Annotated in this window: 6 protein-coding genes; 1 reads left to right on the top strand and 5 read right to left on the bottom strand. The window is 62.4% G+C overall.

The window, feature by feature from the left end; genetic code table 11:
• Nucleotides 1-168: 168 nt before the first annotated feature.
• From nfuA to ACIOMR_RS20245, 3 genes are all read right to left on the bottom strand, one after another.
• Nucleotides 169-753: a Fe-S biogenesis protein NfuA gene (nfuA, locus tag ACIOMR_RS20255; RefSeq protein ID WP_003210817.1), complete on the bottom strand. Its 585-nt coding sequence runs from the start codon at nucleotides 751-753 to the stop codon at nucleotides 169-171.
• Nucleotides 754-812: 59 nt separating this feature from the next.
• Entirely contained in the window at nucleotides 813-1,835 is a 1,023-nt protein-coding gene (locus ACIOMR_RS20250; RefSeq protein ID WP_401196034.1) for an acyltransferase family protein, read from the bottom strand.
• An 81-nt stretch (nucleotides 1,836-1,916) separates the two neighbouring features.
• Entirely contained in the window at nucleotides 1,917-4,208 is a 2,292-nt protein-coding gene (locus tag ACIOMR_RS20245) for a fatty acid cis/trans isomerase (RefSeq protein WP_401196031.1), read from the bottom strand.
• Nucleotides 4,209-4,372: 164 nt separating this feature from the next.
• Between ACIOMR_RS20245 and metH the strand changes: the two genes are divergently transcribed.
• Nucleotides 4,373-8,083 carry a methionine synthase gene (gene metH / locus ACIOMR_RS20240; RefSeq protein WP_401196028.1) on the top strand — a complete coding sequence of 1,237 codons (3,711 nt, stop codon included), beginning with the start codon at nucleotides 4,373-4,375 and terminating at the stop codon, nucleotides 8,081-8,083.
• A 45-nt stretch (nucleotides 8,084-8,128) separates the two neighbouring features.
• On the opposite strand, the gene ACIOMR_RS20235 is transcribed toward metH, so the two are convergent.
• Both ACIOMR_RS20235 and ACIOMR_RS20230 read right to left on the bottom strand, forming a co-directional pair.
• Nucleotides 8,129-14,713, bottom strand: a complete 6,585-nt coding sequence (locus ACIOMR_RS20235) for an NEL-type E3 ubiquitin ligase domain-containing protein (protein ID WP_401196025.1) — start codon at nucleotides 14,711-14,713, stop codon at nucleotides 8,129-8,131.
• 161 nt (nucleotides 14,714-14,874) lie between these two features.
• On the bottom strand, nucleotides 14,875-21,507 hold the full coding sequence (locus ACIOMR_RS20230) for an NEL-type E3 ubiquitin ligase domain-containing protein (RefSeq protein WP_401196022.1): 6,633 nt from the start codon (nucleotides 21,505-21,507) through the stop codon (nucleotides 14,875-14,877).
• Between the last annotated feature and the right edge of the window lie 75 nt (nucleotides 21,508-21,582).

The following is a 21,582-nucleotide window of genomic DNA, read 5'->3' as shown; positions in this document are numbered from 1 at the left end:
AGACCTTTTGGTTACTTTTGGGGCGTTTGCCAAAAGTGACCCGCTGTAAGAGCGGAACCATAAGCGGCCGTTACCGCAGCAACGGATATGTACACAACATACCTAACCCAAACCATAAAAAAACGGCGCTCAAGGGGCGCCGTTTTTCACATCCGCAGCGAACACCCTTTAGTAGTAGGCGTTTTCTTTCTGCGTATGGTCAGTCACATCCCGCACACCCTTGAGCTCCGGAACCCGCTCAAGCAGCGTACGCTCAATACCCTCACGCAAGGTCACGTCCGCCTGGCCGCAGCCCTGGCAACCGCCACCAAACTTCAACACAGCAATACCATCATCAACCACGTCAATCAGACTCACCTGACCACCGTGGCTGGCCAGCCCGGGATTGATCTCGGTCTGCAGGTAATAGTTGATGCGCTCGTTAATCGGGCTATCCGCATTAACATTCGGCACCTTGGCGTTCGGCGCCTTGATGGTCAGTTGGCCGCCCATGCGATCCGTGGCGTAATCAACCACCGCATCGTCAAGGAACGCTTCACTGAACGCATCGATATACGCGGTGAAGCTTTTCAGCCCCAACGCCGTATCTTCAGGTTTTTCTTCTCCCGGCTTGCAGTAGGCAATGCACGTCTCAGCGTACTGGGTGCCGGGCTGGGTGATAAAGACGCGGATGCCAATGCCCGGGGTGTTCTGCTTCGACAGCAGATCAGCCAGGTAATCGTGGGCGGCGTCGGTAATGGTTATGGCGGTCATGGAAACTCCTCGCAGGCTTGCCGGCAGTTTACGCCAAATTATTACCGAGGTACAAAGTCCTAGTATTTTTGTCGGGAAAGAACCAACCGTTCGTCGCCATCGAACCAGCCTTTGAGCCGACGATAACTGCCCTTTTCCAGCCAGTGGTAGCTGGCCAGCGACCCAAGGGCGATCAGCACCACGCACACGCCGAGCATCACGTAGGCGTTAACCCCATAACACTGGGCGACAAAACCACCCGCCGACAGCACCAGAACGTGCATCAGATAGACCGAGTAGGAACAATCCCCCATCACCTTGAGCAGTCGGCTGCGCTCGAAATAGCGTTCCATCGAGATACAGGCCACCACCAGCACCGCACTCGGCAAGCCCCAGGTCAGGGCCCGCGGCGATGCCGGCCAGTGATAGATCGCCAGCAATGCCCCCGCAATCCCCAGTAATGGAAGCCACAGCCCGGGGCGAATCCAGCCCTTGCGGTAGAGCATGCCGATGCCAATTCCCAGCAAGAACTCGTACACGATGTCCGAACGATAAAAATCGCTGATCCAGCCAAACGACGTCCACGCCTGGCACACCGCGAACAACAATGCGCCCACCACCAGCACCCGCCACTGCCGCCGAAACAGCAGCGCCCAGGCAAACAGCACGTAGAAGAGCATCTCGTAGTTCAGGGTCCAGCCGACATTCAAGGTCGGGTACATCCCATAACCACCGGGATTTTCGGAAGGTATAAACAGCAAGGACATCAACACATGGGCCGCATCGACACTCTGGTCCGGCAACACCGGCCGCGCAAACACCACCAGCAGCGCCATCAACAGCGTGTAGAACCAGTAGGCCGGGACGATTCGCAGCAGGCGATACAGCAGGAATCGCCAGGGCGGCAGCTGTTTGTTCTCGGTGGAGAGGAAGATCACCAGGCCGCTGATCACAAAAAACACATCCACGCCCGCCGCACCTTTGTCGACAAACAGGTGGCCCAGCGCCGAATCGGCCTTAAAGCCAAAGAAAATCTGCATGAAGTGATGACCCACCACGGTCCAGGCCGCCAGGGCGCGCAGTGCCTGTACTGAAATCAACATCGTCGACCCACTCTCCCAACCCTCGACACCGGTTATTCAGGTGCCTATGGCTTGGGACAGCCGTCGACGGTCAAAGGTCGATCAAAGATTCTCGTAGCGGTTCATGTCCAGCACGCCCTCTTCCACCGGCGTGGTTTCGCGGATGTACTGCGACAGGTCGTGGAAGTACTGCCAGAACTGCGGGTGACTGCGGCGGATGCCCCAGCGGTCGACAATCTTCTCGAAGCGATTGGCGTCCTTGGCATTCTCCATGGCAGCGACAAACTCCGGCACTTGCTGCGCCGGAATGTTGAACATGAAGTTCGGGTAGCTGCTCAGCACGCCGGGATAAATGGTCACGGTGTCCAGGCCCGGCTGATAGCGATAAGCCTCACCGAGCATAAATGCCACGTTGCTGTGGGCGCGGTTGCGCAACAGGCTGTACATCTCACGTTTGCCGCTGCGGGTTTCGATGCGCAGCATGGTCGCTTCCGGCAACAGGTCGATCACCTTGAGCCCCGCCGCCGGGCGGTTGGTCAGGCGGCTCAGGGCCTGTTCGGCGTCCTGCAACGCAGGGTCAATGCCCGGACGCGAGCAATAGGCGCTGACGCAACGGTTGATCGGGTCCGGGCTGGCGTTCAGGTCGACGTAGCGGGCCAGCAACTGGTTGGCGAAGTCGCGCTTGGGGTCCTTTTCATCGAGCTTGAGGCCCGTGGGCTTGTCATCGTCGATGGCTTCATAGTCCAGCCACAGCTTGACCTTGCCGCTGTTCTGGTACCAATCGTCAAGGAAGTCATCCCGAGAGTCCGCCGGCATCAGGCGCAGGAAGTTCTGCTCGGCACCGTTGCGGATCAGGTCGAAATACAGGCGCGTCTGGGCCTGATGGGAAACGTTGCCGAACACATCGAAATTCACCGCCAACTGGTAGTAGGTGCGCTCCAGCAGCGGATAGTCGAACAGCCACAGGGTTTGCGGCACTTCGCCAATCAAGCCCTTGGTCACCGAGGCGCTGTCGAAGTGACGGAAGATGCTCAACAAGGCGTTGTCGTTGCCCGCCCACAGGCTCGACCAGCTCGGCGGCGGCAGGTCGGCATAACTGTCCCGGCGCAACGCTTCGTACTCGTTGCGCTTGTCGCGGTATTTGAGCCAGAGGCTGAGCACGCTGCCCACATCGTCAATCTGCCCCGGCATCGCCAGCAACGGCGTGGCCTGGCCGCGGTAGCGGGCATCGGTGATATACAGGTCGTGGTCGGGGTCCTGGAACAAGGTCCAGAAGTTGTCGCGGATCACGTCTGTCGCGATCTGGCCCCGGCATACCGGCCCGCGAATAAAGGTGCGCACGAAGTATTCGGCGTTATCCAGCATGAACTGGTAGCGCGCCTTGGCCGGAATCGCCTCGAAGGTCTCGAACGGGTTCGCACGCCGGCCCGGCCCGTAGCCCGGCAAGGCTTGCACCTGCCAGTCATCGGTATAGAACAGCGACTTGATCCGGGCCATCTTCTCGGCGCTGAACGGATAGGTGATGTGAGTCTTGTGCACGATCACCCCCTGCACCGGCCACAGGCGGTAGTACACCTGGGTGCCCGGGTCGTCGTTGGGGCGGCGGGTGTTGATCAGGTCGATCGGCTGCCCGCTCGGGGTGCGCGAGCGTACCCACTGGAAGAAATGCCCCGGCTCGCCGCCTTCAAAGTAGATGTGAGCAAGGAACAGGTGCTCGAACAACCAGCGCGCCACCAGGCTTTCCCGGGCCCCGGGCTGGTTGAACAGGTTTTCCCATTGCTGCACTTGCAAGGCTTCCTTGGCACTCGGGGCCAGGCCTTGTTCGTCGATCGGTGCGCCGGAGGCCAGCCAGCGTTGCAGGGTCTGGTACTGCTGGTCGGTCAGGCCGGTGACGGCCAGGGGCATGCCTTCCTTCGGGTGGTTACCTGCGTAGGCGTTGAACTCCCCCGGCATCGGGCAGGTGTTTTCGCGGCTCAGGCCCAGCACGATGTCGTCGGGCAGCTTGGCGTTGGGCGCAAGCGGCGCGTTATGCCCCAGCTCCAGCATGCGGGCCATCAGTGCGGCCTGGCTGCCCTGGGCGTCGAGTACCGAGTAGAAATCCTTTTGCTGCCAGGCGGCTTTGCCGAAGGCGTCATAGAACAAACGGGTGGGCTGGCTGGCCTGGCTGCGCTCGCCGTCGTACACCGGCACCTTGGTCGCGCCACGTGCGGCGCCTTCGGCACTGCCCAGGTTGAGCTGGCAGGCCGAGTCGTAGCAGGCGTGGCAGGCCACGCATTTCTCGGTGAAGATCGGCTGGATGTCACGGGTATAGGAGATCGCCGGGGCGGGACCTTCTGCCTGTGCGGTAAGGGCGAACAGCGCAAACGCGGCGCTGACGATGAGGCGAAGTGACATGTTTCCGGTCCCGATTCAATGCGTGCAGTGAAAAACCCGTCGATTCTACCGATGTAACGCCCCCGCCAACATGAGCGATATTCATGCAAACCCAGCACATGCTCTAAAAGCGCACAGGTTTGTTATGATCTTCGCCCTCCGTAATACCTGACCAGAGTAGTCCCATGCCCGATCGTAGCGCTCGTCTGCAAGCCCTCCACCAAGCCCTCAAGGAACGCATCCTGATCCTCGACGGCGGCATGGGCACGATGATCCAGAGCTATAAACTGGAAGAGCAGGACTACCGTGGCAAACGCTTCGCCGACTGGCCGAGCGACGTCAAGGGCAATAACGACCTGCTGGTGATCACCCGTCCGGACGTGATCGGCGGCATCGAAAAAGCCTACCTGGATGCCGGCGCCGACATCCTGGAAACCAACACCTTCAACGCCACGCGCATTTCCATGGCCGACTACGGCATGGAAGACCTCGCCTACGAATTAAACGTAGAAGGCGCGCGCCTGGCGCGCAAGATCGCCGACGCCAAGACCCTGGAAAACCCGGCCAAGCCGCGCTTCGTCGCCGGGGTGCTCGGTCCGACCAGCCGTACCTGCTCGCTGTCGCCCGACGTAAACAACCCCGGCTACCGCAACGTGACCTTCGATGAGCTGGTGGAAAACTACACCGAAGCCACCAAAGGCCTGATCGAAGGCGGCGCCGACCTGATCCTGATCGAAACCATTTTCGACACCCTCAACGCCAAGGCCGCGATCTTCGCCGTACAGGGCGTGTTCGAAGAATTGAACGTCGAACTGCCGATCATGATCTCCGGCACCATCACCGACGCCTCCGGCCGCACCCTGTCGGGCCAGACCACCGAAGCGTTCTGGAACTCGGTCAGCCACGCCAAGCCGCTGTCCGTGGGCCTGAACTGCGCACTGGGCGCGAGCGAGCTGCGTCCGTACCTGGAAGAGCTGTCGAACAAGGCCAACACCCACGTTTCCGCCCACCCGAACGCCGGCCTGCCCAACGAATTCGGCGAGTACGATGAACTGCCGTCGGAAACCGCCAAGGTCATCGAGGAATTCGCCCAGAGCGGCTTCCTGAACATCGTCGGTGGTTGCTGCGGTACCACCCCGGGCCATATTGAAGCCATCGCCAAGGCCGTGGCCGGTTACGCACCGCGCCCGATCCCGGAAATTCCGAAGGCCTGCCGCCTATCGGGCCTGGAACCGTTCACCATTGATCGCAACTCGTTGTTCGTCAACGTCGGCGAGCGCACCAACATTACCGGTTCCGCCCGCTTCGCCCGCCTGATCCGTGAAGACAACTACACCGAAGCCCTGGAAGTCGCCCTGCAGCAGGTGGAAGCCGGCGCCCAGGTGATCGACATCAACATGGACGAAGGCATGCTGGATTCGAAGAAGGCCATGGTGACCTTCCTCAACCTGATTGCCGGCGAGCCGGACATTTCTCGCGTACCGATCATGATCGACTCCTCCAAGTGGGAAGTGATCGAAGCCGGCCTGAAGTGCATCCAGGGCAAGGGCATCGTCAACTCCATCAGCATGAAGGAAGGCGTGGAGCAGTTCATTCACCACGCCAGGCTGTGCAAGCGCTACGGCGCGGCGGTAGTGGTGATGGCGTTCGACGAAGCCGGCCAGGCCGACACCGAAGCGCGCAAGAAAGAAATCTGCAAACGCTCCTACGACATCCTGGTGAATGAAGTCGGCTTCCCGCCGGAAGACATTATCTTCGACCCGAACATCTTCGCGGTCGCCACCGGTATCGAGGAACACAACAACTACGCCGTCGATTTCATCAACGCCTGTGCCTACATCCGCGACGAGCTGCCGTATGCGCTGACCTCGGGTGGCGTGTCCAACGTGTCGTTCTCGTTCCGTGGCAACAACCCGGTGCGTGAGGCCATCCACTCGGTGTTCCTGCTGTATGCGATCCGCAACGGCTTGACCATGGGTATCGTCAACGCCGGCCAGTTGGAGATCTACGACCAGATCCCGGCCGAGCTGCGTGACGCGGTGGAAGACGTGGTGCTCAACCGCACCCCGGAAGGCACCGACGCCCTCCTCGCCATTGCCGACAAGTACAAGGGCGACGGCAGCGTCAAGGAAGCCGAGACCGAAGAATGGCGCGGCTGGGAAGTCAACAAGCGCCTGGAACACGCGCTGGTCAAGGGCATCACCACCCACATCGTCGAAGACACCGAGGAATCCCGGCAGTCGTTCGCGCGCCCGATCGAGGTGATCGAAGGCCCGCTGATGTCCGGCATGAACATCGTCGGCGACCTGTTCGGCGCCGGCAAAATGTTCCTGCCCCAGGTGGTGAAATCCGCCCGGGTAATGAAGCAGGCCGTGGCCCACTTGATCCCGTTCATCGAGCTGGAAAAAGGCGACAAGCCGGAAGCCAAGGGCAAGATCCTGATGGCCACGGTGAAGGGCGACGTGCACGACATCGGCAAGAACATTGTCGGCGTGGTGCTGGGCTGCAACGGCTACGACATCGTCGACCTGGGTGTGATGGTCCCGGCCGAGAAAATCCTGCAGGTGGCCAAGGAACAGAAGTGCGACATCATTGGCCTGTCCGGGCTGATCACCCCGTCCCTGGACGAGATGGTGCACGTCGCCCGCGAGATGCAGCGCCAGGATTTCCACCTGCCGCTGATGATCGGTGGCGCCACCACTTCCAAGGCCCACACGGCCGTGAAGATCGAGCCCAAATACAGCAACGACGCGGTGATCTACGTCACCGACGCCTCCCGCGCCGTGGGCGTGGCGACGCAATTGCTGTCCAAGGAATTGAAGCCGGCGTTCGTCGAGAAGACCCGCCTGGAATACATCGACGTGCGCGAGCGCACCTCCAACCGCAGCGCGCGCACCGAGCGCCTGAGCTACCCGGCCGCCATCGCCAAGAAGCCGCAGTTCGACTGGAACAGCTACACGCCGGTCAAGCCGACGTTTACCGGCGCCAAGGTGCTGGACAATATCGACCTCAACATCCTGGCCGAGTACATCGACTGGACACCGTTCTTCATCTCCTGGGACCTGGCCGGCAAGTTCCCGCGCATCCTCACCGATGAAGTGGTGGGTGAAGCGGCGACGGCGCTGTACGCCGACGCACAGGAAATGCTCAAGAAGCTGATCGACGAAAAACTCATCAGCGCCCGCGCGGTGTTCGGTTTCTGGCCGACCAACCAGGTGCAGGACGATGACCTGGAAGTCTACGGCGATGACGGCCAGCCGATTGCCAGGCTGCACCATTTGCGCCAGCAGATCATCAAGACCGACGGCAAGCCGAACTTTTCCCTGGCCGACTTCGTCGCACCCAAGGACAGCGGCGTAACCGACTACATCGGTGGCTTCATCACCACCGCTGGCATCGGCGCTGAAGAAGTGGCGAAGGCCTACCAGGACGCCGGCGACGACTACAACTCGATCATGGTCAAGGCCCTGGCCGACCGCCTGGCCGAAGCCTGCGCCGAGTGGCTGCACCAGCAGGTGCGTAAAGAGCACTGGGGCTACGCCAAGGACGAAGTGCTGGATAACGAAGCGCTGATCAAGGAGCAGTACAGCGGTATCCGCCCTGCCCCGGGTTACCCGGCGTGCCCGGATCACACCGAGAAGGCCCAGTTGTTCCAACTGCTGGACCCTGAAGCCCAGGAGATGCACGCCGGCCGCAGCGGCGTGTTCCTGACCGAGCACTACGCGATGTTCCCGGCAGCGGCCGTCAGCGGCTGGTACTTCGCTCACCCGCAGGCGCAGTACTTTGCGGTGGGCAAGATCGACAAGGACCAGGTCGCCAGCTACACCGCCCGCAAGGAGCAGGACCTGAGCGTGACCGAACGCTGGCTGGCGCCGAACCTGGGTTACGACAACTAAGTTGTGGCGCGCTGGCCCGGGCGTCCAGCCGGCTGGGCGCCCGGGTCAGATCCCCAGATCCCTCCTCGCCCGCCCCGAAAGCCTGAGCGCCAGTGCCTGTTGCTCGGCAAGGTTTTCGGTGTCCAAGGCTGCGACTTCGCTCAGGTATTGGGCGCTGAGGTCCGGGTGAAGCTCCTCGAGGGCATCTACCTTGACCTGATGCGCCTGGGCCAACACCGAAAACTCTTCCGGGTACAGCTTCTGCAAGTAGCTGACCCAGTACGGGCGCTTGACCAGCTCCTGCATAAACACCGGGGTGCTCTCTCTGGCCACAATGGCGGTATACGCCTGATCGATGTTGGCCTGGGTCACCCGGGACAGGTTGCGGTACAGCATGGTGGACGGTTGGTGAGGCAGATCCAGGCGCTCGGCCAGGCCAATGCGGTAGGCCAGGCGAATTTCCGCCGGGTCGATGCCGGGGCTGCGGTTGATCGCTTCGCCAGCAATGCGCTCCGCTTCATCGAGACGGATCATGCGCCGGGCCAGGTTGAACAGCGTGGTGCCTTCCTGCCCGGGCGCAAGGGCCCTCAGGGCCTTGAACTCATACACGCTGACTTCAAGATCACTGAACAGGAGGATCCAGCCGTCACCACAGGTAGCCCTTACCCGCATCGCCTGGGCCTGGCCAAATAGTTGTTCGCGCAAGTGCGGGTATTGCTCCGCCGCCTCAAGCACCGCCCACACCCGGCGAGTCAGGTCGGCGCGGTCGTGCAAGAAATCCTGGGCGTTCTTCAACTGGGAAATGATGTAGAAAAAATCCTCGCTGTTTTCGGCCTGCTTGAGCACGCTCCATACCCGGTGGCGGGCCGAATCGGCGGCAATACCCGAGAACCATTGGGCCTTTTGTTGTTCCGGGGTCAAGAGTTCAGGGTGGATGTCCGACCCGGAGCTGCTATCGGTACTGTGGTACCCCTCCAGTGCGTCTTCCAGTTCCTCGGCGGAAAATCCCAGGCCACAATCGGTCTGCTGCTGGTAGACGCGCAAGCGTGCAAGATCTTCCTCAAACAGCAGGTTATCGGATAGGTCCGTGCCCCACATCAGAGCGCTGTGCTGGGGCAGCAACGCGTCTTCAGGGATGGTTTCGATACGGTTGCTGCGCAGGTCCAGGTGGCGCAACTGCGCAGCCTGGAGGACACCCTGCGGCCACGCCAGAAGGTTATTGCCGCGCAGTTCCAATGACTGCAATTGAGGCAGGCTGCTGATGTCCAAAGAATCGAGGACGTTCTCACTCAGGTCCAGGCGCTCCAGCGCGGTCAGCCGATTGAGCTGGCCCTGCAGCTCGCTGCGATAGCGCAGTTCGTTATGGCTCAGGTGCAGCTCGGTAAGTGTCGAGCATTCGCCGACGGCGTCGGGCAGGCTCATCAGGCCATTATTGTTGAGAGTCAGGGTACGCAGCTTGGGAAACGCCCGCAGGAACGCATTGGAGCCCTGCTCAGTAAGCTTGACTGCGTTGAGGTTCAACACCCTCACATGGGCCAACGGCTCGGGTAACGCCGGCAGGTCCCCCAGATACAGGTCGTTCAATTGAAGGACCTCGCGCCCATCGCCCGGCGCAATCTCGGGGTGCGCCCGCAAGGTATGGCGCCAACTGTCGATAAGCCTGTCGGCCGCGCGACGACGGTCCACCGCGCTGACCCAGCCGCCCCCCTGGCGATAACCGCGAATATCGATCCAGTCGTTCAACACCCGCACCATACCCCGGTAGCCCGTGCGCCACCGAACCAGGCATGCCTCGACCTCCAGTGCGCCCAGGCCACTGGCAAGCAGTTCGTCAATGCGCCGTACCGCATCGCGCGTGGACAACGCCGGGTCTATTTGTTGCAGACGCTGCGCAGGTGTCTGCCGAACTTCACTGTTGGGCACCTCTACCTCCAGCGCGAGGAGCAGATCGGGACTGTCCGTGACCTCCAGGGGAAAGTATTCCGGATCGCCCCCCGTTCTGCCCTCCGCCAGCCCTTCGCGGGGAATGCCCAAGGGTTTGTCCAGGTAAAAGCTCGGGCCAAAAACCGGCAGCATGGCCGGTGCGACGTTCAACGGATTGTCCTGGTAGGTACGCAGGGCAAAACGCTGTATGTCGGCACAGGCCGGCAAGGTCAGGCGACAGCCACGCACGTTGCTGCTCAGCATCAGCAGGTCATGGCCGGTCAGTGCAGCCTGGGGGATCGTGGTAATAGCGCTGTAGCTCAGATCCACTTGACGCAGTTCGGGTAATGCCAGCCAACCTGTCGGCCAGGCGGTGGTCGCGGTGTGGCTCAGGTTCAAGCTGCGCAGCTGGTTGAGCCCACTGACATCCAGGGTACCCACACGGTTGTAATCCAGGTTCAACCCTCGAAGCGTGACCAGGGCGCTGAGGCGCTGCTGTATCGCCTCAGTGATCGTCAACTGGTTGTGCGCCAGGTCCAGCTGTTTGAGAGACCTCAACTGCGTCAGGGACGCCGGCAGGTCCATCAGGTTGCTGCGGCTCAGGTCCAGGCCGTGGATTTGGGTGAACTGGGGGAGGAAATCGTTCAATGCCGCCACTGAAACCCGGGTGCCTGCGAGGTTCAAGCGCTGCACGTGGGCAAAAGCTGCGGCCGGCATCGGCGGCAAATCCCCCAGTACCGTACCCGACAGGTCCAGCATGACCCCCTCGGAGGCGGCTGGCGAAGAAGGCCCGGCCACCTCACGGGGGGAGGCAAAACGTCGGTCGAGGCCATCGCGCCAGTAAGCCATGAGCTTGTCTGCCGCACGTTGACGATTGAGCGGGTCCACCGGTCGCCGGTCGACCTCCACTTCCCTGCCCTGCCACTCTTCCAGCGCCTGCTGCAAGGTTGCATGTTCATCCAGCAAGGCGTGCACACGGGTCAACTTGGCGTCACTGGTCAACCGATGGCGCCGCAGGTACGCCAAGGCACTGGGCGCAAACGCCGGGTCGCTGTCTTTCAGGCGTCGCAACGCGCCTTCACAATAAGCGTCCACCATCAGCACTTCATCCACCAAATGCCCCGGGTGGTTTTTCACGTGCTGATACACCGGCATGAACGCACGCCGCTCAAACGCTGCCCAGTTGAGGGTAAGGCCACGCCACAGGCGCTCGTGGCCCTCAAGCATTGCCGCCGGCATGGTATTTATCCCGGTCGCCAACAGGTCGAGCGTCTCCAGTTTGTCCAACGTCAGAACACCTACCGGCCACTCTTTCAGGGCGCCCGCCACCCGCAAGGCAAGCAGCTGTTTCAAGCCGCTGACATCCAATGCCTCCAGCGCGCCCGTCAGGGCCAACCGGCGCAACTGGCTTAACGTGTTAAGGCGTTGCAAAAAGACCGGCGAGTAGGTCAGGCCCCAGCCGTCGATCGACAACTCTTCAAGCTTGGGAAACAGCCCAAGGCCCGTGGCAATCGCTTCGACATGGGCGGGCTCGGTGAACACATTCAGGACTTCGGCGTTGGGGAACTGCTGCGCAAGCCTGACGCCCTGCGTGTCCGCCAAGGTTTCACCGCTTACACCCAACCCTCGCACATGGGAAAAATCAGCATCCAGCGCCGGCAAGTTACCGGCCTTGCCCAGTGACAGATAGGCATGGGGTTTCAAGCCCCGGTACGCGCCTTCGCGCCAGCAATTGATCAGGGTGTCGGCCGTATGTTGTGCCCCCGCCTGAGCACTGTTTTGCGTCACCCACTGATCCAGGGTCATGCGTAACCGGGTCAGTTCGCGCTCGCGGTTGCCAATCAACTCATAGATCTGTGGGGGGCGCTGGCCGGCCTGCAACAGGCTTTGCACAAACAGCTGGGCCGCCTCATCGCTGAGGTTGGGGTAAACATCGCGAACCCTGGCCGCCAGGGCGGCATTGGGTGCCTGGGCCGCACCCCGGCCGCTCAGGGCATAACCTAATAACCCGCTCGCCAGACGCAACGCCGGGCGAGCCATGGGCGCGCGTATCTTCAGCACGGCGGCCATTTCGAGGCGGTGTGCCGTGGCATACCGTGCCAGGGCTTGCTGCAAATCGACGTCCGCGCTGGCCAGCGGCAAACCCAGTGACTGGCGCAGGGTCACAGGCAAGGCATGGACGATTGATGGGTAGAAATTACGACTGCCGGGGACCGGACTGTTAAGAGGAGCCCCCTGCAGGTCGCACGCCAGGAATGTCTCGCCTTTTTTGACCAGGTAACGGCGCACTGCCGCGTCTTCAGGCCCGACTTCAGCCAGCAAGCGCCCACCGGGGTTGTCGGCGCGCAGTTCCAGGCGCAGCGTGGGAGACCAGCCCGGCAGTTGCTGCAAGCAATGCAACGCCAGCCGGTCACTGTCCAGGCTGGCGAGCGCCGGCAGGTACAAGCCGGCCAATGCACCACTCAGGCGACGTTGCTGCACCGCACGCCGCGCCAGGTTATCCAGGCGCGGCGCAACACCGGTTCGGCCGAGTATCTGCAGGCGTTCCTTATCGCTGGCCGTACTGATAATTTCGTTGATCGCGCCTCGGGACAAAGAAGCAAAGCGGCGCTGCAACACTGCGCCCTCGGGAGACAGCAGTGCAGCCTGTGGCGGCGCGCCGCGAAACAACTGCAACGTATCGGCCAGCACGGCAGGCATCGGCAAACCATCTATGTGGACCTTGCGCAACAGGTCATCACTGATGCCGCTGATGTCGCCAAGGGCGCTCAACGTTGCATCGCTGATTCCCTGGGTTTCATGACCCAGGCGCCTCAGCAAGGTCAGGCGGTCCCATTCCAGTGGGCGTTCATGGGTATGGCGCCAGGCACCCGCCTGGTTGTGTTCGAGGATCGGCTGGTACGCGGCCGGATTGTTCGGATGCTGGATCCGCCATTTTCGAGTCCGCGCATCAAAAGCCTTTTCATAAAGGCTTTCACCCAGGCGCACATACATTTTGCCGTCCTGCGCGTACTGACCCTGGGCATTGGGCTTGAGTGATGCATCCAGAACGGTATGACTGCGGTAGGCCGCAAGGTCGGGTTTCCACAGGCGCCTTTCGCCGTTCGGCAACTTCACCGGCACCAGCCCATCGACCCATTTCGACACCTGGATAGCGGGCGCCCGGCCAGCGAGGGCTGCCGCCCCACCCAGGGTAGCCATGAACCCGAGATTCAGCGCCACCGACTCCAGGTGCTCCCATGCCGCATCCATATCGCCCTCCTGCCAGGATTCGATGCCGTGATAGACCTCCAGGCCCAACTGAATCGCCGTGACCGCCAACAACAGCTCCCCCAGGCCGGGCACCATGAATGCGGCCACATTCAATGTGTTCAAACCCATGCTCAACCAGTGAGCATGGCGTGCCTGTGCGGCTTTTCGGTCAGCCTCCGCAGTGGGCACCGCCAGGGTTCTGGCATTGTCCTTGAGGCGCTGTACATGCCGCTCGTAGAGCGCGCCGAACAACTCCCCCTCGATCAACCGTTCTCGCCGGTTCAAGTTGATTTGCTCGTCGTAGACCTGCTCCTTGTAGCCTCGCGGGTTCCAGGTGAATGTGTAGAGTTTTTCCTTGAGGCGCTCAAGGAACTGCGGCGCCTGTTGCTGAGGTACCAGGCTGGCAAACAACTGCTGATAGGCAGGTGAGCGCAGGTTCACCGCCAGTTCCTTGTCGAACGCCTGCATAGACGGGTATTCCTTGAGTGGGCACTGCGGCGCGCCCGGAATCCAGGCCACCACCCGCGTATCAGGCGCCACGGGAAGCAGCCCGCTCACACCTGCCCCAGGAAACAAGGGCGGGATCACGGACCGGGTCGGTGCGACACCCGGCCCGATCAGCAGCACCTCCCCCAGCTCGCAGCCCAGGATCGACAGTTGACCGAAACGTACGACCTCGCCATCCAGCAGCGGCCGCGAAGTACCTGCCAGCACTTCACGCAACATGAGAAACACCGCCGGACCGATGTCGCCCTGCGCCCATGCGGTATACAGGCGTACCGTCAGCAGGTCTTTTTGCGCGCGAATCATCTGCTCCCGCACCACGGCCCGAGTGGCAGCGGCATCGAACACCTGCGCCAGGTGGGCCTGGTATTGCTGCCCCAGGTCCAGGGTGCGGCACAGGGTGGAAAAGGTTTGTGGAGTCATCGACAGGGTTTCGCTGTAGCGATAACGCGCCGCACGCGAGCCATCCGCCCGCGCCTCGCCGTAGTACTCGGTCAGCAGCGCACCTTCCGGCGCCAGGGCGCTGGTCTGTTCGAGGGCGATATCGGTGAAGTCTTCATCGCCCTCGAAGTTCAGCAGCGCTGCCTGCAACAACGAATGCTGCTGCGGGGCCTGGCGATACCGCAGGTAATGCAGCTGGTTTTTGTTGACGTCCGGGGCCTCGCCCATCGCCTCGCGCAACGCCGCTTCCAGCTTGGGCTGGGCGAATTCGACAATGCCTTGCAGCGCGCCAAGGCCCTTGGCCAAGGCTTCGCGGGACTGACGGCTGGCCTTGCGACTGTCATCGAGTGCCTTGTTCAATGCGGGCGAGAGCGGAACCTTGGTGGCAGGCCGCTCCCTGCCGGGCAACAGTCCATGTTTGAGCCGGCGCACATCGACGGGGGCCATGTGGGCGACCCACGCGGGCAGGCGTTCCGTGATCAGGGCGGTGTGCAAGCTTTCGTCCGCGAGGGCGTTAGGTGGAGTAGACATGTGCGGCTTCCTGAGAACGCTTTAGGGAGGCCCAGTACAGCGAACAGGCGAGCGCCTTCGCAGGTAGATAATTGTTTTTGTGCACCTTGGCGCCGAACCTGGGTTACGACCACTGAGGCGCGGCAGGCCCGTTTCCGGACCTGCCGCCGGGGCACAGGCTGTTATAGCCTCAGTGCTGCTCTCTCCCGCTCGGACAGGCGAATCAGCAGGGCCTGGCGTTGCTCAGTCCTTTGCTTGGCCAATACCACGGCTTGCGCCTCGTACTGCGCACCAAACGCCGGATAGCGATCCTCCAGGGCTTCAGCCTCGCGGGCCTGGGTCTGGGCCAGCGTCGTAAAGTCGGCGGCGTATTGCTTCTGCACGTAGTCGACCCAGTACTGGCGCGTGACCAGATCGGCCGTGAACGCCTCGGTCGCCTCCCGGCCGATGATGCTGGCGTAGGCCTGGTCGATATCGGCCTGTTTCACTTGGGAAAGGTTGCGGTACAGCATGCCGGACGGCTGGCGCGGCAACTCCAGGCGTTGGGCCAGGCCGATGCGGTAGGCCAGGCGAATTTCCGCCGGGTCAACACTGGGCTTTAGGCTGACCACGCGGCTGGCGGTGGCTTCAGTCTGTTCCAGGCGGATCATGCTTCTGGCCAGCTTGAACAGCGCCGCGCCTTCTTTTCCGGGCTCCACGGTTTCCAGGGCCTTGAACTCATAGACACTGACTTCAAGGTCGCTGAACAGCAGGATCCAACCGTCACCGCAGGTCGCGTTGATCCGCATGCCGCGAGCCTTGCCGAACAGTTGCTCGCGCAACGCCGGACGTTGCTCGGCGGCCTCCAGCACCTCCCATACCCGGCGCGTCAACTCAGGGCGGTCGGTGATGAAGTCCTGGGCGTTTTTCAGCTGAGAAATGATGTAGAAGAAATCCTCACTGTCGTCAGCGCTCTTGAGCGACTCCCAGACTGCGTGTTTGCTGGAGTCGGCCGCCACGCCAGCAAACCACTGGGCCTTCTGTGCTGCGGGCGTCAGCAGCTCCGGATGCAGCTCACCGCTCAGATCCGCTTCCTCGTGACTGGTACTGAGGAGGAAGCCATCGAGCTCGCGATCAATTTGCTCCCGGGTATAGCCCAGGCCGAACCCCGTTTCCTCGAGGAAGTCGCTCAGGCGCTCGAACACGCGTTCTTCCAGCCCGTTGTCCGTCAGGTTGGTGTTGCTCATCAGGAGGTTGTGGCGAGGTAACAGGGCATCGTCCGGGATGGTCTCGATCTGGTTATTGCTGAGGTCGAGGGTGCGCAGTCGCGGCAGTTCCAATGCCCCGGCCGGCCATTCCTCCAGGACGTTGTTGTGCAGGTCCAGGTTTGTCAGCCCGCGCAGGCCGCTGACATCCAGGCTGGCCAGGGTGTTTTCGCCAAGGTCGAGCCATTCCAGCGCACTTAACGGGCCGAGCAGTGCCTGTAGCTCCACAGCGTCGCGCAAATCATTGTAGGTGGCTTCGAGATGAGTCAGCGCCGTGTATTGGTTGATCACCTCGGGCAGGTGCGCCAGGCCATTCTTGTTGAGCACAAGCCGGCGCAGGTGGGGGAAACTGCCCAGGAACCCATTGGACCCCTGCTCCGTCAGCTTCACCTCGGTGAGGTCGAGCACGCTGACGTGGCTCATTGAAGCCGGCAACGTCGGCAGGTCGCCCAGATACAACCCGGACAGGTCCAGTACCTCGCGCCCGTCCACCGGCGGCACCTCGGGCCGGGCACGCAGGTTGTGGCGCCAGCTTTCAAGGAGCCGGCCGGCGGCACGACGACGGTCGAGGGCACTGACCCAGCCGCCCCCCTCGCGATAACCTTCGATGTCGATCCAACTGTTCAACACCCGGCTCAAGCGTTGATGCTCGGCGCGCAACTGCAACAGGCGTGTGTCGACGCCGGTGGCGCCCAGGCCGGCGGCCAGCCATTCATCAATGCGCGCCACCGCCTGGGCACTGCTCAAGGCAGGATCCAGTTGTTGCAGGCGCGCCGCCGGAGTGAGGCGTGCTTGCGCGTCGCCGTTCTCGACGTGCAGGGGCAACAGCAACTGGCCGGGGTCGTCGGTGACCCTGACCGGGAAATACTCCGGATCGCCGCCGGTCCGGCCGATGCGCAGCTGTTCCTGGGGAATGCCCAGCGGCTTGTGCAGGTAGATTTCCGGCCCCACCAACGGCAGTAATTCCACATCAAGGCCCAATGGATTTTCCCGCAGGGTGCGTTGCGCAAAGGCCAGGATGTCGGCGCAGGCCCGGGCAGTCAGTCGGCAACCCCGCAGGTTGCTCTTGAGCATCAGCGTGTCGTGGCCGGTGAGCGCCTGGGCGGGCACCCGGGTGATAGCGCTGTGGCTCAGGTCCAGGCTTTCCAGGACTGGCAAGTCCAGGACACCCTCAGGCCATTCGGTGATTCCAGTGCGGCTGAGGTTCAAGTGGCGCAAGGCGTTGAGGCCACGCAGATCCAGGCTCGCGACACGGTTGTATTGCAAGTCCAGGGTTTCAAGAGCCGTCAGGCGGCTCAAGCGTTGCTGGATGGACGGGATGATGCTCAGTTGGTTGTGGGAAAGATCCAACTGGCGCAGGGCGGTGAAGTTGTCCAGGGCCGACGGCAGCTGTGCCAGGTTGCTGGCACTGAGGTTCAAGTCTTCAATGGCGTTGAATGCGCCGAGAAAGTCATTCAGCGCCTCAATCGAAACCCGGGTGCCGCTCAGGTTGACCTGTTTGACATGGGCGAACGCGGCCGCCGGCAACCCGGGCAAGTCGCCCAGCACGCCCCCCGACAGGTTCAGTGTGGCGGTCGGCAGGTTGGAGCGCGCCGACATGCCCGACGGCGCAAGCCGCGGCCCCAGGCCTTCACGCCAACTGTCCAGGAGCCGCTCGGCGGCGCGCTGGCGGTAAAAGACATCCACCTGCCGGCGGTCAACCCGCAACTCCCTGGCCGCCCACTCCTGCAGGTCCCGGCTCAGGGCGAGCTGTTCGTCGAGTACCTGGTGAGTGCGAGCCAGTATCTGTTCAGTGGTCAGACCCTGCTGCCGGAACTGAGAGACAACGTCTATGCCAAACCCCCAGTGCACATTTTTCAAGCGGTCCATCACGCCTTCACAGTAACCCTGCACCAGGGCTTGCTCATTGAGCAGGTGAGCCGGATTGCCCCGCACATGTTCATACACCGCCATGAATTCCCGGCGGTCAAACGCGGCCCACCGCAGGTTCAGGCCGCGCCACAATCGTTCATGCCCGATGAGCATCGACGGGGGTACCGAACGGATGTTTGTTCGCCACAGGTCGAGCCTCTCAAGGTGCTCAAGTGACGTCACCCCCTGTGGCCACTCCTGCACCGAGCCCTCCATGCGCAACGAGCGCAGGTGCGTGAGGGGGCTGACGTCCAGGTTTTGCGAAAGCCCCGCGACGGACAGGTTGTGCAAGCGCTCCATTGCCCCCAGGCGTTGAATGAAGGGGACCGAATAGGCCACGTCCCGACCATTCAACGTCAGTTGGTTGAGATCGACGAAGCGGTTCAGCCCGTCGACCAGTCCGGTGCCCGGCGTTGCGTCAAGAAACACCTCAAGGTGTCGCACCCGGGAAAACTGATCGGCCAGACGCACGCCCTGATCACCCAACAAAAGCTCGGCATGTGCGCTCAGCGCCTGCACATGGGAAAAGTCTGCACTCAGGCGCGGAAGGTCCGTCACGCTGCCCAACGACAGAATGCTCTGGGGCGGCCGCTCGCGGTAAATGCCCTGGCGCCAGCATCCTATGATGTCGGCCGCTACCCGTTGTTGCTGGCTGGCCCCGCCCGCCTGCCCGGCAGCAGCGGCGGTCCACTGATCAAGCTCTGCCTGCAACAGGTCGAACTCACGCTGGCGGTTTCCCAACAGGGTGAAGATCTGTTGGGCGCTTTCACCGGCCTGCAATCGGCTCAGGACAAAATCGCTGGCCTGCCCGGCGTTGAGGTTCGGATAGAGCGCCTGCACCCTCGCCGTCAGCGATGCATCCACGTCAAAGCCTTTGCCCCGACCGCTCAACGGGTAACCCAGGACGCCCCCCGCCCCCGTCAAGACGGGTCGCGAACGCGGTGCGCGCAGGCCGAGCACATTGAACATTTGGCTACGGCGGCGGGTGGCATAACTGGCCACCGCCTGTTGCAGTTCCCGGTCCAGGGTCGCCACGGGCATGTCCAGGCCAGGTCGGGCCGCAGCGGGGATCGCATGCACGACGGACTGGAAGAAATTACGCCGCCCGGTGGTCCGGCTGTTCAGCGCGACACCGCGCTCGTCGTAGGCCTGGAAGGCTTCGCCCTGCTTGACCAGGTATCTGCGCAGCGGCGCATCTTGCGGGCCAATGCTGTTCAGTAACGGTCCTTCGACAGCCTGAAAGCGCATTTCCAGGCGCAGATTGGTGGGCCAGCCCGGCAAGTGTTGCAGGCAATGCAGGGCCAGGCGGTCAGTGTCGGCACCGGCGTCGGCCAGACGATGCAGCCCCGCCAGGGCACGGCTCAGGCGGCCTTGTTGGACTGCGCGGCGAGCGGCATTGTCCAGGCGCGCCGAGGCTCCACGCTGACTGCGCAGTTGCAAGCGCTCCGGTTCGCTGGCGGTATCAAGGATTTCCTGGATGGCTCGCCTGGACAATCCAGGGAAGCGCCGTTGCAGCACCGCCTCATCGCCAGCCAGCGGCGCCGTGTCCGCCACTGGCTGGCTGCGGAACTGCTCCAGGGTATCGGCCAGCACGGCGGGCAGCGGCCTGCCTTCGATATACGCCTTGCGCAACACGTCATCCTGGACCCCACTGATATCCCCAATAATGCCCAGTGTCGTATCAGAGAATTCTTCAGTGGCAGGCCCCAGTCGTCGCAACAGGGTCAGGCGGTCCCATTTGAAGGGCTGCTCATGCACATGCCGCCAGGCACCGGCGTTGTTGTGTTCAAGGATCGGTTGGTAAGCCTCGGGATTTTCCGGGTGTTTGATCCGCCACTTGCGGATTCGGCTGTCGAAGACCTTTTCATGCAGGTTTTCGCCGATACGCACATAAATCTTGCCGCCTCTCTCGTACTGGCCCCGGGCATTGGGCTTGACAGCCGGGGCCAGCACCACCTCGCTGCGGTACGGCGCCAGGTCCGGTTTCCACAGCCGAGCCTCACCACTGGGCAGTTTGACCGGTACCAGGCCATCCACCCAGCGGGACACCTGGATTTTCGGCGCGCGACCGGCCAGGGCCGTCGAACCGCCGAGGGCGGTCATGAAGGCCACGTTCAGCGCCACCGACTCCAGATGTCCCCAGGCGGCATCCATGTCGCCTTCCTTCCACGCCTCGATGCCATGGTAGACCTCCAGGCCCAGTTGCACAGCCATAACCGCCAGCATCACCTCCCCCAGGCCGGGCACGACAAAGGCCGCCATGTTCAGCACATTCAAGCCAATACTCAGCCAATGTTCGTGGCGTTCCTGGGCAGCCTTGCGATCCGCCTCGGCGGTGGGTACGGCGAGCGTTCTGGCGTTATCTTTCAGGCGTTGCAGGTGGTTGTCATAGAGCGCTCCGAACAGCTCGCCACTGATCAGGCTTTCGCGGCGCGCCAGGTTGACGTTCGGGTCGTAGACCTGCTCCATGTAGCCTCTGGAGTTCCACTCGAAGGTAAAGAGCTTGGTCTTCAGTCGTTGCAGGAAAGCCGGGGCTTCGTCTTGCGGCACCAGGCTGGCAAACAGCCGCTGATACTCCGGGGAGCGCAGGTTGATCGCCAGTTCCGCCTCGAACGCCTTTATCGACGGGTATTCCTTGAGCGGGTACAACGGCGCACCGGGGATCCACGCCACCAGCCGCTGGTCGGCCGCGGCCGGCACCAGCAACTCCCCGAGCGAGGCGCCGGGCACCAGCACAGTGCCCCAGCCCAACGGCTGCCGGGCATCTGCCATCGCGCCGACGCCCGGCCCGATCAGTACGACTTCACCCACCTTGCAGCCGAGAATCGCCAATTGGCTGCAGGCGACGGGCTTGCCATCCAACTGCGGCCGTTCGGTACCGGCCAGTAAGGCGTTGAGCATGGCATAGGCACTGTCGCTGATTTCGTTCTTCATCCGCGCCGTGTGCAGCCTGACGGCCAGCAGTTTCTTGTGCGCCTCGATCATCTGCTCGCGCACCATGGCCTTGGTGCCCGCGTCCTCGAACACTTGTTGCAAATGCGCCTGGTATTGCCGGCCCAGGTCCAGCGTGCGGCAGAGCGCGGCAAACTGGTCCGGGGTGACGGCGAGCTTTTCGCGGTAGCGATAGCGGGCCCGGCGTGAATGGTCGTTCAGAATTTCGCCGTAGTACTCGGTGAACAACGCCCCTTCGGGGGCCAGCGCGCTGGTTTGCTCAAGGGCGATATCGGCAAAGTCTTCATTGCCTTCAAAGTTGAGCAATGCTGCCTGCAACAGCGAATGCTGTTGCGGCACCTGACGGTAACGCAGGTAGTGCAACTGGTGCTTGTGGACGTCCGGTACCTCACCGAACCGTTTGCGCCAGGCGTCTTCCAGCAGCGGCTGGGCGAACTCGGTGATGCCCTTGAGGCCGTCGAGAGTCTTGGCCAGCCGCTCGTGGGCGCGGCGACTGGCCAACTGGCTGTCGGCGAATGCCTGGCGCAACCCCTGGGGCGCGTTACTGAGCCAGGCAGGTGGTGCATCCTCGGGGACGCGCCCGGGCAGCAGGCCCGGCTTCAAGCGTCGGATGTCCGCAGCCGCGCTGCGGGCAATCCAGCCGGGCAAGCTGTTCTTGATCAATGCGGTGTGTAGCCCCTGCTCTGTCGGGGCGGGTAAGGTTGGCATGCGCTCGTTCCTGATGACTCTGTTAAGGAGTCCCAGTACAGCGAACGGGCCAACCGCCAGGGCGGTAGATAGCTA

The organism is Pseudomonas sp. NPDC087814, assembly GCF_044742865.1.
GTDB lineage: Bacteria > Pseudomonadota > Gammaproteobacteria > Pseudomonadales > Pseudomonadaceae > Aquipseudomonas.
The sequence above is the reverse complement of the archived record's forward strand: the minus strand, read 5'-3'. Positions and strand labels throughout refer to the sequence as shown.

What these genes read in the sequence shown, in the direction of transcription:
- nfuA (WP_003210817.1), bottom strand. Translation starts at nt 753, where the DNA reads ATGACCGCCATAACCATTACCGACGCCGCCCACGATTACCTGGCTGAT.
- ACIOMR_RS20250 (WP_401196034.1), bottom strand. Translation starts at nt 1,835, where the DNA reads ATGTTGATTTCAGTACAGGCACTGCGCGCCCTGGCGGCCTGGACCGTG.
- ACIOMR_RS20245 (WP_401196031.1), bottom strand. Translation starts at nt 4,208, where the DNA reads ATGTCACTTCGCCTCATCGTCAGCGCCGCGTTTGCGCTGTTCGCCCTT.
- metH (WP_401196028.1), top strand. Translation starts at nt 4,373, where the DNA reads ATGCCCGATCGTAGCGCTCGTCTGCAAGCCCTCCACCAAGCCCTCAAG.
- ACIOMR_RS20235 (WP_401196025.1), bottom strand. Translation starts at nt 14,713, where the DNA reads ATGTCTACTCCACCTAACGCCCTCGCGGACGAAAGCTTGCACACCGCC.
- ACIOMR_RS20230 (WP_401196022.1), bottom strand. Translation starts at nt 21,507, where the DNA reads ATGCCAACCTTACCCGCCCCGACAGAGCAGGGGCTACACACCGCATTG.